The following is a 12,409-nucleotide window of genomic DNA, read 5'->3' on the forward strand; positions in this document are numbered from 1 at the left end:
CCCGGCGCGCCCGTCAGCTGTTCGTCAGGCCCGCTACCAGTTCGTCGGCCGCCCGGTAGGGGTCGAGGTCGCCGGCCACGATCCGCTCCGCCAGGGCGCCCAGGCGGCGGTCGCCGTGCAGGTCGCCGATGCGCTCCCGCAGGGCCGTCACCGCGATCGTCTCGACCTCGCGGGAGGCGCGGGCCAGCCGGCGTTCCGTCAGCACCCCATGCTCCTCCATCCACGCCCGGTGCTTCTCCAGCGCCTCCACGACCTCGTCGACGCCCTCGCTTCGGGCGGCGACGGTCTTCACGATCGGCGGGCGCCAGTCGCCCGGGGCTCGTGACTCGCCGAGCCCGAGCATGTGGTTCAGCTCGCGGGCGGTGGCGTCCGCGCCGTCGCGGTCCGCCTTGTTGACGACGTACACGTCGCCGATCTCCAGGATTCCCGCCTTCGCGGCCTGGATGCCGTCACCCATCCCGGGTGCCAGCAGCACGACCGAGGTGTCGGCCTGGGAGGCGATCTCTACCTCCGACTGGCCGACCCCGACGGTCTCCACCAGGATCACCTCGCAGCCCGCCGCGTCCAGCACCCGGATGGCCTGCGGGGCCGCCCAGGCGAGGCCGCCCAGATGGCCGCGGGTGGCCATCGAACGGATGTACACACCGGGGTCCGAGGCGTGCTCCGACATCCGCACGCGGTCGCCCAGCAGCGCGCCGCCGGAGAAGGGCGAGGAGGGGTCGACGGCCAGGACGCCGACCCGCTTGCCCTGCTTGCGGTACGCCGTCACCAGCGCCGAGGTGGTCGTCGACTTGCCGACACCCGGCGAACCGGTCAGGCCCACCACGTACGCCCCGCCGGTCAGCGGAGCCAGGGCGGCCATGACCTCCCTGAGCTGCGGGGACGCCCCCTCGACCAGGGAGATCAGCCGGGCCACGGCCCGCGGCCTGCCTTCCCTGGCCTGGGCGACCAGCGAGGGGACGTCCTGCATCACAGCTCCGTTCAGATTCAAGATGACGTACGGCGTACGGGGTGCTCAGGCCTTGGGTACCCGCACGATGAGCGCGTCACCCTGGCCGCCGCCACCGCACAGCGCGGCCGCGCCGACACCGCCGCCGCGCCGCTTCAGCTCCAGGGCCAGGTGGAGTACGAGCCGGGCACCGGACATGCCGATCGGGTGCCCCAGAGCGATGGCGCCACCATTGACGTTCACCTTTTCGGTGGAAACCCCAAGGTCCTTCATTGACTGCACCGCGACGGCGGCGAACGCCTCGTTGATCTCGATCAGGTCCAGGTCCGAGACCTCCAGACCCTCCTTCTTCAGGGCGTGCATGATCGCGTTCGAGGGCTGCGACTGCAGGGAGTTGTCCGGACCGGCCACGTTCCCGTGCGCACCGATCTCCGCGATCCACTCCAGGCCAAGCTCCTGAGCCTTGGCCTTGCTCATGACGACCACGGCCGCCGCACCGTCCGAGATCTGCGAGGAGGAGCCGGCCGTGATGGTGCCGTCCTTGCTGAACGCCGGGCGCAGCTTGGCGAGCGACTCCACCGTCGTCTCGCCGCGGATCCCCTCGTCCTTGCTGAAGACCACCGGCTCGCCCTTGCGCTGCGGCACCTCGACCGGGGTGATCTCGGCCTCGTAGACGCCGTTCTTCTGGGCGGCGGCGGCGCGCTGGTGGGACAGGGCCGCGATCGCGTCCTGCTCCTCGCGGCCGATGCCGAGGCGCGTGTTGTGCTTCTCGGTGGACTCGCCCATGGCGACGCCCTCGAAGGAGTCGGTCAGGCCGTCGTAGGCCATCGCGTCGAGCATCTGGACGGAGCCGTACTTGAAGCCCTCGCGGGACTTCGGCAGCAGGTGGGGAGCGTTGGTCATGGACTCCTGGCCGCCCGCGACGATCACGTCGAATTCACCCGCACGGATCAGCTGGTCGGCGAGCGCGATCGCGTCGAGGCCCGACAGGCACACCTTGTTGATCGTCAGGGCCGGGACGCTCATCGGGATGCCGGCCTTGACCGCGGCCTGACGTGCCGGGATCTGCCCGGCCCCGGCCTGCAGCACCTGCCCCATGATCACGTACTGCACCTGGTCGCCACCGATCCCCGCACGGTCGAGGGCGGCCTTGATCGCGAAGCCGCCGAGGTCGGCTCCGGAGAAGGACTTCAGCGAGCCGAGCAGCCGTCCCATCGGGGTGCGGGCACCCGCGACGATGACGGAGGTCGTGCTGTTCGTTCCAGACATGAGCTGCGATCCCCTTCCGGCCGGAGCCGAGGAGTGAACGAGGGTTTACTTCGAATGTACTGAGCGGTAGTCCGCCCCGTCATCACGCCGTCAGTGTGATCGCGCGCACGTTGCGTAACCACTCCGGGAGCGCTGCACTAACAACATGCTGACGCGAATCGACCACATCGGGATCGCCTGTTTCGACCTCGAGAAGACCGTCGAGTTCTACACCTCGACCTACGGCTTCTCCGTGTTCCACACCGAGGTGAATGAGGAACAGGGTGTACGTGAGGCCATGTTGAAGATCAACAACACCGACGACGGCGGCGCCTCCTACCTCCAGCTGCTCGAACCCATCCGCGAGGACTCCACCGTCGCGAAGTGGCTGGCGAAGAACGGCGAGGGCGTACATCACATTGCCTTCGGAACGGCGGATGTCGACACGGACGCCGCCGACATCAAGGGCAAGGGCGTACGCGTGCTGTATGAGCAGCCACGGCGCGGTTCCATGGGGTCGCGGATCACCTTCCTGCACCCCAAGGACTGCCACGGTGTGCTGACAGAACTGGTCACTTCCGCGGCTGTTGAGTCAGCTGAGCACTGACTCCCGTACATATGGGCCGGTAGGGTTGGGGGCGGTCGCCGCTCCACCAGGGCGACCGGGTCCCGCCTGGGCGGTGGGACACGAGTCCGGGGTCCGGGTTTCGGGGGACGAGCGACGGGGCAACAGCCCATGCTCCGCCGTTGATCTGACACCATTCCCCGGGGGCCCCGTTCGGCGGATGGACGGAGCTCGATCGGAGAAGCTTGCGACCAGGGGACGGATGGGACCGCGCAGTGCGGGGCTACGAACGCCAGGAGCGAGAGCCGGCGGCTGACGTCGACCACCTCTCTCGGTTCGAGGCCGAGATGGAGCGGCTGAAGACCGAGCGGGAAAAGGCGATCCAGCACGCCGAGGACCTCGGCTACCAGGTCGAGGTGCTGCGCGCCAAGCTGCACGAGGCGCGCCGCACCCTCATGACCCGTCCCGCCTATGACGGGGCCGACATCGGCTACCAGGCCGAGCAGATGCTCCGCACTGCCCAGATGCAGGCGGACCAGCTGCGGGCGGACGCCGAGCGCGAGCTGAGCCAGGCCCGCGCGCAGACGCAGCGCATCCTCCAGGAGCACGCCGAGCAGGCCGCCCGCCTCCAGGCCGAGCTGCACGCCGAGGCTGTCGCCCGCCGCCAGCAGCTCGACCAGGAGCTGGCCGAGCGCCGGCAGAACGTCGAGTCGCACGTCAACGAGAACGTGGCGTGGGCCGAGCAGCTGCGCGCCCGTTCCGAGTCCCAGGCCCGCCGGCTGGTCGAGGAATCGCGCGCCGAGGCCGAGCAGGCGCTCGCCGGCGCCCGCGCCGAGGCCGAGCGGGTCACCGCGGAGGCCCGGCACCGGCTGCAGAGCGACGCGGAGGCCGCCCGCGCCGAGGCCGACCAGATCCTGCGCCGGGCCCGCACGGACGCCGAGCGGCTGCTGAACGCCGCGTCCACCCAGGCCCAGGAGGCCACCGACCACGCCGAGCAGCTGCGCGCCTCCTCCGCGAACGAGTCGGACACGGCCCGCCGGCATTCCGCCGAGCTGAGCCGCGCCGCCGAGCAGCGGATGGCGGAGGCGGAGGCGGCGCTGCGCGAGGCGCGCGCCGAGGCCGACAAGGTCGTCGCCGAGGCGAAGGACGCCGCCGCCAAGGCTCTCGCCAGCGCCGAGTCGACCAACGAGCAGCGCACCCGCACGGCCAAGGAGCAGGTCGCCCGGCTGGTCAGCGAGGCCACCACGGACGCGGAGGCCACCAAGGCCGAGGCCGAGCAGGTGGTCGCGGACGCCAAGGCCGAGGCCGAGAAGATCCTCGCGGAGGCCTCGGACAAGGCCCGCAGTGTCACGGCCGAGGAGACCGCCTCCCAGCTCGCCAAGACGGCCCGTACGGCCGAGGACGTCCTCAACAAGGCGTCGGACGACGCCAAGGCGACCACCAAGGCCGCCGCCGAGGAGGCCGAGCGGATCCGCAGAGAGGCAGAGGCCGAGGCGGACCGGCTGCGTGCCGAGGCGCACGACATCTCCGAGCAGCTCAAGGGCGCGGCGAAGGACGACACCAAGGAGTACCGCGCCAAGACGGTCGAGCTGCAGGAGGAGGCGCGCCGGCTGCGCGGCGAGGCGGAGCAGCTGCGCGCCGAGGCGGTCGCCGAGGGCGAGAAGATCCGCTCCGAGGCCCGCCGCGAGGCCGTCCAGCAGATCGAGGAGGCGGCCAAGACCGCCGAAGAACTGCTCGCCAAGGCGAAGGCCGACGCGGACGACCTGCGTCAGAGCGCCGCCACCGACAGCGAGAAGGTGCGCACCGAGGCCATCGAGCGGGCCTCGATGCTGCGCCGCCAGGCCGAGGAAACCCTCGAGCGCACCCGCAACGAGGCCGAGACGCAGCGCGCCGAGGCCGTCGAGCTCGCGGACGCGATCAAGGAAGAGGCCGAGCGGGCCGCGCGCGACCTGCGCGAGGAGACCGAGCGGGCGGTCGAGGCACGCCGGGCGGACGCCGCCGAGGACCTGACCCGCCTCCAGACCGAGACCGAGCAGCGGCTGGTCTCCGCCGAGCAGGCGCTCACCGACGCCCGGGCGGAGGCCGAGCGGATCCGCCGCGAGGCCGCCGAGGAGACCGAGCGGCTGCGTTCCGAGGCCGCCGAGCGCATCCGTACGCTCCAGGCGCAGGCCGACGCCGAGGCGGACCGGCTGCGCAACGAGGCCGCTGCCGACGCCTCCGCCTCCCGGGCGGAGGGCGAGGCCGTCGCCGTGCGTCTGCGTACGGAGGCGGCGACGGAGGCCGAGCGGCTCAGGACAGAGGCGCAGGACACCGCAGACCGGGTGCGGTCCGAGGCCCAGGCCGCCGCCGAGCGACTGGGCACCGAGGCCACCGAGACGCTCGCCGCCGCGCAGGAGGAGGCATCGCGGCGCCGTCGCGAGGCCGAGGAGTTCCTCGGCTCCGCGCGTCAGGACGCCGACCAGGAGCGCGAGCGGGCCCGCGAGCAGAGCGAGGAACTGCTCGCCGTGGCGCGGGCCCGGGTCGAGGAGGCCCAGACCGAGGCCGTACGGCTGGTGGAGGAGGCCGACCGGCGGGCCACCGAGATGGTCTCGGCCGCCGAGCAGCACGCTCAGCAGGTACGGGACTCCGTCATCGGGCTGCACGAGCAGGCGCACGAGGAGATCACCGGCCTGCGCTCGGCCGCCGAGCACGCGGCGGAGCGCACCCGCGCCGAGGCGGAGGAGGAGGCGGACCGGGTCCGCGCCGACGCCTACGCCGAGCGCGAGCGCGCCGGCGACGACGCGGGGCGTATCCGGCGGGAGGCCGCCGAGGAGTCGGAGGCCGCCAAGACCCTCGCCGAGCGGACGGTTTCGGAGGCGATCGCCGAGGCCGAGCAGCTCCGTTCGGACGCCGCCGCGCACGCCCAGCGCGTGCGGACCGAGGCTTCGGACTCCATCGCCACCGCCGAGCAGGACGCGGCGCGCACCCGCGCGGAGGCCCGCGAGGACGCCAACCGGATCCGGTCGGACGCGGCCGCGCAGGTGGACACCCTCATCACCGAGGCGGGGTCGGAGGCGGAGCGGCTGCGCGCCGAGGCCGCCGAGACGATCGGGACCGCGCGGCAGCACGCCGAGCGGATGCGCGCCGAGGCGGAGCGGATCAGGGCCGAGGCACGGGCGGAAGCCGAGCGGGTGACCGCGGCCGCCCGCAAGGAGGCCGAGCACACTCTGGACGAGGCCCGCAAGGACGCCAACAAGCGGCGCTCCGAAGCGGCCGAGCAGGTCGACACGCTCATCACCGAGACCGCCGCCGAGGCCGACAAGCTCCTCGCGGAGGCTCAGCAGAGCGCGCACAAGACGACCGCGGACGCCGAGTCGCAGGCCGACACCATGGTGGGCGCTGCCCGCGCGGAGGCCGAACGCCTGGTCTCGGAAGCGACGGTGGAGGGCAACTCGCTGGTGGAGCGGTCCCGGGCGGACGCGGACGAGCTGCTCGTCGGCGCGCGCCAGGACGCGACCGCGATCCGGGAGCGGACGGAGGAGCTGCGCGAGCGCATCACGGCGGAGGTCGAGGAGCTGCACGAGCGGGCGCGGCGCGAGTCGGCCGAGGCGATGAAGTCGGCGGGCGAGCGGTGCGACGCGCTCATCAGGGCCGCCGAGGAGCAGCTGGCGAAGGCCAAGACGCAGGCGAAGGACACCGTCTCGGAGGCCAACTCCGAGGCGGGCAAGGTCCGTATCGCCGCGGTCAAGAAGGCCGAGGGGCTGCTCAAGGAGGCCGAGCAGAAGAAGGCCACGCTGGTCGCCGAGGCGGAGAAGATCAAGGCCGAGGCGATCCGCGAGGCCCGGGAGGCCGTCGAGGAAGGCAAGCGCGAGCTGGGGATCCTGGTGCGCCGTCGCGAGGACATCAACGCGGAGATCTCCCGTGTCCAGGACGTCCTGGAGGCGTTGGAGTCCTTCGAGGCCCCGTCGGGAGGCAAGGACGGCGGCGTCAAGGCGGGCGCCACCGTGGGTGCTCCACGTTCGGGTGGCAAGGCGTCGGAGGGATAGCCGAAAGGCCGATTCTGTGCTTGCGCCACGGGCGTTCCAGACAGGTCCTGGCAAGGTCCCTGGCGGTCAGCCACCCAAAAGGAGTGTCATTCTCCAGACCAAACACCCATCCGCTCGATGACACGCCGCTTCGAGCCCTAGGATTCCCTCTATCACCTCACCGGTCTCATTCGACAGGAACCCCATGAGCGACACTTCCCCCTACGGCTTCGAGCTTGTGCGGCGTGGGTACGACCGCGCTCAGGTGGACGAACGAATCTCCAAGCTCGTCTCCGACCGTGACAGCGCTCTCACCCGCATCACCGCCCTGGAAAAGCGCATCGAGGAGCTCCACCTCGAGACGCAGAACGCCCAGGCACAGGTAAACGACGCGGAGCCGTCGTACGCGGGTCTCGGCGCGCGCGTCGAGAAGATCCTCCGCCTCGCCGAGGAAGAGGCCAAGGACCTGCGCGAGGAGGCCCGCCACGCCGCCGAGCAGCACCGCGAGCTCGCCGAGTCGGCCGCCCAGCAGGTGCGCAACGACGCCGAGTCGTTCGCTTCCGAGCGCAAGGCCAAGGCCGAGGACGAGGGCGTCCGGATCGTCGAGAAGGCCAAGAGCGACGCCTCCCAGCTGCGTGCCGACGCGCAGAAGGACGCGCAGTCCAAGCGGGAGGAGGCGGACGCCCTCTTCGAGGAGACCCGCGCCAAGGCCGCGCAGGCCGCCGCCGACTTCGAGACGAACCTCGCCAAGCGGCGCGAGCAGTCCGAGCGCGACCTGGCCTCGCGTCAGGCGAAGGCCGAGAAGCGCCTCGCCGAGATCGAGCACCGCGCCGAGCAGCTCCGCCTCGAGGCCGAGAAGCTGCGCACGGACGCCGAGCGCCGCGCCCGCCAGACGGTGGAGACGGCCCAGCGCCAGGCCGAGGACATCGTGGCCGACGCGAACGCCAAGGCCGACCGCATCCGCTCGGAATCCGAGCGCGAGCTGGCCGCGCTGACGAACCGTCGCGACTCCATCAACGCCCAGCTGACGAACGTCCGCGAGATGCTCGCGACGCTCACCGGCGCCGCTGTCGCCGCCGCGGGCTCGCCGGCCGAGGACGAGCCGATCTCCCGCGGGGTCCCCGCGCAGCAGTCCCGATAACACGGGGCATACGGCATCCGAACATCCGCGAAGCCCTCTGTCACTGCGGTGGCGGAGGGCTTCGCGCGCATCTAACGTGGCCGCATGATCGAGCTGGAGGGGCTGACCAAGCGGTACGACGAGAAGCTGGCGGTCAACGACCTCACCTTCACCGTGAGACCGGGTGTCGTCACGGGCTTCCTCGGTCCGAACGGCGCCGGGAAGTCCACCACGATGCGCATGGTCCTCGGACTCGACCACCCCACCGCCGGCAGCGTCCGTATCGACGGCAAGCGCTACGACCAGCTCAAGGACCCCCTGAAGCACATCGGCGCCCTGCTCGACGCCAAGTCCGTGCACGGCGGCCGCAGCGCCTTCAACCACCTGTTGTGCCTCGCGCAGAGCAACGGCATCCCGGCCTCCCGCGTCCACGAGGTCCTCGACACGGTCGGTCTGACCCCTGTCGCGCGGAAGAAGGCCAAGGGCTTCTCGCTCGGTATGGGCCAGCGTCTCGGTATCGCGGGCGCGCTCCTCGGCGATCCGCGCATCCTGATGTTCGACGAACCGGTCAACGGACTGGACCCCGAGGGCATCCACTGGATCCGCACGCTGATGAAATCCCTCGCGGCGCAGGGCCGTATCGTGTTCGTCTCCAGCCATCTGATGAGTGAGATGGCGCTCACCGCCGAGCATCTCGTGGTCATCGGCCAGGGCCGGCTGCTGGCCGACACCTCGATGGCCGACTTCATCGCGCGCAACTCCCGGTCGTACGCGCGCATCCGCTCCCCTCAGCGCGAGCGGCTGCTCGACGTGCTGCACGAGGCGGGCATCACGGTCGTCGAGTCCGGCAGCGGGGCGCTGGAGGTGGACGGGGGCAAGGCCGAACTGATCGGTGAACTGGCCGCCCGGCACCAGATCGTGCTGCACGAGCTCAGTACGCAACAGGCCTCGCTCGAGGAGGCGTTCATGCGGCTGACCGCGCAGTCGGTGGAGTACCACGCGCACACCGACGTCCCCGGCGACGCCTGGGCCCGTCCCGCCCGGCGCCTCGAGTGGGGTGCCGACTGGAAGAAGGGAGCCTGAGCCATGGCGGCGACCCAGGTCATCAGGTCGGAGTGGACCAAGATCCGGTCGGTGGCGTCCACGGTCTGGACGCTCTCCGTCGCGCTCGTGGTCACCGTCGCGCTCGGCATGCTGATCTCCGCCCTGACCAGGCGGGAGTTCGACGGCATGAGCACGCGGGAGCGGGTCACGCTCGACCCGACCTTCATCAGCTTCGCCGGGATGAGCCTCGGGCAGTTGGCGATGATCGTGTTCGGGGTGCTCGTCGTGTCGAACGAGTACAGCACCGGCATGATCCGCACCTCGCTCGCCGCGGTCCCCCGGCGCGGGTCCCTTATGTTCGGGAAGATCACGGTCGCCACCGCGCTCGCCCTCGCGGTGGGCATGGTCACCAGCTTCGTCGCCTTCTTCCTCGGCCAGGCGATGCTGGGCCCGCACCGGGCGTACCTCGGCGACCCCGGTGTGCTGCGCGCGGTCGTCGGCGGCGGGCTCTACATGACGCTCATCGCGGTGTTCTCCATGGGGGTCGCCGCGATGCTGCGCTCGCCGATGCTGTCTCTCGGCGTCCTGATGCCGTTCTTCTTCCTGATCTCCAACATCCTGGGGAACGTCTCTGCCACCAAGAAGATCGGCCGCTTCCTCCCCGACCAGGCCGGGAGCAGGATCATGCAGGTCGTGGCACCGGCCGGGGACGACACCCCGTACGGTCCATGGGGCGGCCTGGGCATCATGGTGCTGTGGGTGATCGCGGCCCTGATCGGCGGATACGTCCTGGTGAAGCGGCGGGACGCCTGAACCCCGCTGGTCAGGCGGCCCCTACGGCCCGCCCGGGTGACCGCTGTCGCGCCGGTGACCTGCGGGCCTTTGCTTTCTCTTGAGTGGAACCGTCAGCGGCCGGATATCCTCCTAAGCCTTACGGGGGCAGTGTCGGCCCCGACGTCCTGAACCTTTCGATGGGTGCGGAGCATGATCGAGGCAGTCGGCCTGACGAAGCGCTACGGCGACAAGACGGCCGTGTACAACCTTTCCTTCCAGGTGAGGCCGGGTACCGTCACCGGCTTTCTCGGGCCCAACGGCTCGGGCAAGTCGACGACCATGCGGATGATCCTCGGCCTTGACAACCCCACCTCGGGGCAGGTGACGATCGGCGGCTACCCGTACCGCAAGCTGCCCAACGCCCCCCGCCAGGTCGGCGCACTGCTCGACGCCAAGGCCGTGCACGGCGGCCGGTCCGCCCGCAGCCACCTGCTGTGCCTCGCCCAGCTCTCCGGCATCCCGGCCCGCCGCGTCGACGAGGTGCTCGGTGTGGTGGGCCTCCAGGAGGTGGCGAAGAAGCGGTCCAAGGGGTTCTCGCTCGGTATGGGCCAGCGGCTCGGCATCGCCGCTGCCCTCCTCGGCGACCCCCAGGTGCTGCTGTTCGACGAACCGGTCAACGGTCTCGACCCCGAGGGCATCCTCTGGGTGCGCAATCTGATGAAGTCCCTCGCGGCGGAGGGCCGCACGGTCTTCGTCTCCTCCCACCTCATGAGCGAGATGGCGCTCACCGCCGATCACTTGATCGTGATCGGACGCGGTCAGCTGCTGGCCGACATGAGTGTGAAGGACTTCATCTCCGCCAACTCGGCGGACTTCGCGCGCGTCCGCACCCCCGACACCGAGACCCAGCAGCGGGAGAAGCTCATCTCCGCGCTCACCGAGGCGGGCGGCCATGTGCTGCCCGAGCAGGACGGCGCGCTGCGCATCACCGGGCTGCCGCTGCCCCGCATCAGCGACATCGCGCACGACGCCGATGTGCGCCTGTGGGAGCTGTCGCCGCACCAGGCCTCGCTCGAGGAGGCGTACATGCGGATGACGCAGGGCGCGGTCGACTACCGCTCCACCATCGACCAGAAGGCGGGGCTGATGCAGCCGCTGCCGCCGGGTATGCAGCCGCCGGTCGCGATCCCGGTGCCGGGTCAGGGCCAGCCGGGCTGGTACGCCCCGCCGCCGCCCCAGCACGGTGGGCAGCCCTTCGCGCTGCCGGGGCAGCAGCCCGCGGGCCCGTACGGCGCTCCTGCCGTGCCTACCGTCTCCGGCACGGGCCCGAACCCGTACGCGCAGCCGGCGGCCCAGCAGCCGCCCGCTCAGCCCGTCCCCTCCCCCGCACCCGACCTGACCAAGTCCGAGGACGCCCGATGAGCACGCCCCAGCACCCGATGCCGCAGGCCGCGCCCGCCTGGCAGGCGGCGCCCGGTTCCGCGTACCCCACGTACACCTCGCCGATCCCGGTGGTACGGACCCACCTCGGGCATGCCATCGCCTCCGAGTGGACGAAGATCAGGTCGGTGCGTTCCACGATGTGGACGCTCGGAGTGTTCGTCCTGCTGGTGATCGGCATCGGCGTGGCCGCCGGTGCGGTGGTCGCCGACTCGTCCTCGGAGCTCGGGGGCGAGAACCCGCTCGGCCTCGGCTTCTTCGGGCTGCTCCTCGGGAGCATGTGCATCATCACGCTCGGAGTCCTGACCACCGCGTCGGAGTACGGCACCGGCATGATCCGCACCACGATGACCGCCTGTCCCAGCCGCAGCCGGGTGCTGGCCGCGAAGGCGATCGTCTTCTTCCTCGTCGCCTTCACGGTGTCGCTGGTCGCCTCGTCCTTCGTCGCCTTCGCGCAGGTGGCCATGCTGGACGGCCACGGTGCGAGGACCCCGTCCGGCGGCGAGTGGTTCAAGGCGACGGTCGGCATCTCGCTCTACATCGCGTTGCTCGGGCTGCTCGCGCTCATCGTCGGCTCGATCGTGCGGCACTCGGCGGGCGCCATCACCATCATGATCGGGGCGTTGCTCGCCCCGCTGGTCATCGCGCTGTTCATGTTCGCCGAGTCCCTCGCCAAGGTGCGCACGGGGCTGCTGGAGTACTCGATCCCGAACCAGCTCAGCGTCTTCTACTCCAACTCCCTGACCACATCGGGCCCCTCGGGGTGGGACCCGCTGTGGATCATCCTGGGCGTGACCGCCGCCGCGTTCGCCGGCGCCTGGCTGCTGCTGGAGAAGCGGGACGTGTAGCCCGGTTCAGTACTTCGGCGCGTTACGGGACCGCTGCACCCGCGTGGTGCGGCGGTCCTTCGCGTTCCAGCAGGCCTTGTGCCAGTGCCGGCGGTCTTCCACGCCCGCGTGCGCGGGCCAGGCCACCAGGTGCGGGACACCGGAGGGGATCACCTGGTCGCACCCGGGGCAGCGGTACGTCTTGCCCTCCGCGCCGGCGCCCGCGACATGGCGCACGCTCCACTCCTCGCCCTGCCAGCTCTCGGTGGACTGCCAGCCGCCGTAGCGCGACCTGTCGTCGTCCGCGCTCGGGCCGGACCAGCCGGAGCCCTTCGGTCGGTTGCGACGCGGGGACACAGAACACCTCACGGGGCTATACAGGGAGCACGGGCCTTTTCCAGCCTACGCGGCGCACGCAGGGGTACACGGTCGTCACCG

10 protein-coding genes are annotated in these 12,409 nt (G+C 71.1%); 7 read left to right on the forward strand and 3 right to left on the reverse strand.

What is annotated here, in order from left to right; genetic code table 11:
• Positions 1 to 13 precede the first annotated feature (13 nt).
• Together meaB and ABZ904_RS31580 are read right to left on the reverse strand one after the other, a co-directional pair.
• Entirely contained in the window at positions 14 to 970 is a 957-nt protein-coding gene (gene meaB, locus ABZ904_RS31575) for a methylmalonyl Co-A mutase-associated GTPase MeaB (protein ID WP_359395385.1), read from the reverse strand.
• A 45-nt stretch (positions 971 to 1,015) separates the two neighbouring features.
• Positions 1,016 to 2,218 carry an acetyl-CoA C-acetyltransferase gene (locus tag ABZ904_RS31580; RefSeq protein ID WP_359395388.1) on the reverse strand — a complete coding sequence of 401 codons (1,203 nt, stop codon included), beginning with the start codon at positions 2,216 to 2,218 and terminating at the stop codon, positions 1,016 to 1,018.
• A gap of 145 nt (positions 2,219 to 2,363) precedes the next feature.
• Here ABZ904_RS31580 and mce point away from each other — a divergent pair, with 145 nt between their 5' ends.
• The 7 genes from mce to ABZ904_RS31615 all read left to right on the forward strand — a co-directional run bounded on the left by mce (position 2,364) and on the right by ABZ904_RS31615 (position 11,992).
• Positions 2,364 to 2,804, forward strand: a complete 441-nt coding sequence (mce, locus tag ABZ904_RS31585; RefSeq protein WP_359395390.1) for a methylmalonyl-CoA epimerase — start codon at positions 2,364 to 2,366, stop codon at positions 2,802 to 2,804.
• Positions 2,805 to 3,037: 233 nt separating this feature from the next.
• Complete coding sequence (gene scy / locus ABZ904_RS31590) at positions 3,038 to 6,787, forward strand: polarized growth protein Scy (RefSeq protein WP_360995072.1); 3,750 nt, start codon at positions 3,038 to 3,040, stop codon at positions 6,785 to 6,787.
• Positions 6,788 to 6,971: 184 nt separating this feature from the next.
• Positions 6,972 to 7,907 carry a cellulose-binding protein gene (locus tag ABZ904_RS31595; RefSeq protein WP_359395394.1) on the forward strand — a complete coding sequence of 312 codons (936 nt, stop codon included), beginning with the start codon at positions 6,972 to 6,974 and terminating at the stop codon, positions 7,905 to 7,907.
• Positions 7,908 to 7,991: 84 nt separating this feature from the next.
• Positions 7,992 to 8,969 carry an ATP-binding cassette domain-containing protein gene (locus ABZ904_RS31600; protein WP_359395396.1) on the forward strand — a complete coding sequence of 326 codons (978 nt, stop codon included), beginning with the start codon at positions 7,992 to 7,994 and terminating at the stop codon, positions 8,967 to 8,969.
• A 3-nt stretch (positions 8,970 to 8,972) separates the two neighbouring features.
• Complete coding sequence (locus ABZ904_RS31605) at positions 8,973 to 9,743, forward strand: ABC transporter permease (RefSeq protein WP_359395398.1); 771 nt, start codon at positions 8,973 to 8,975, stop codon at positions 9,741 to 9,743.
• 171 nt (positions 9,744 to 9,914) lie between these two features.
• Complete coding sequence (locus tag ABZ904_RS31610) at positions 9,915 to 11,126, forward strand: ABC transporter ATP-binding protein (RefSeq protein ID WP_359395400.1); 1,212 nt, start codon at positions 9,915 to 9,917, stop codon at positions 11,124 to 11,126.
• Positions 11,123 to 11,992, forward strand: a complete 870-nt coding sequence (locus tag ABZ904_RS31615) for an ABC transporter permease (RefSeq protein ID WP_359395403.1) — start codon at positions 11,123 to 11,125, stop codon at positions 11,990 to 11,992. The genes ABZ904_RS31610 and ABZ904_RS31615 overlap by 4 nt, the downstream gene beginning before the upstream one ends.
• A gap of 6 nt (positions 11,993 to 11,998) precedes the next feature.
• On the opposite strand, the gene ABZ904_RS31620 is transcribed toward ABZ904_RS31615, so the two are convergent.
• Positions 11,999 to 12,328: an ATP/GTP-binding protein gene (locus ABZ904_RS31620; protein ID WP_359395405.1), complete on the reverse strand. Its 330-nt coding sequence runs from the start codon at positions 12,326 to 12,328 to the stop codon at positions 11,999 to 12,001.
• Between the last annotated feature and the right edge of the window lie 81 nt (positions 12,329 to 12,409).

Source organism: Streptomyces sp. NPDC046900, assembly GCF_040644975.1.
GTDB lineage: Bacteria > Actinomycetota > Actinomycetes > Streptomycetales > Streptomycetaceae > Streptomyces.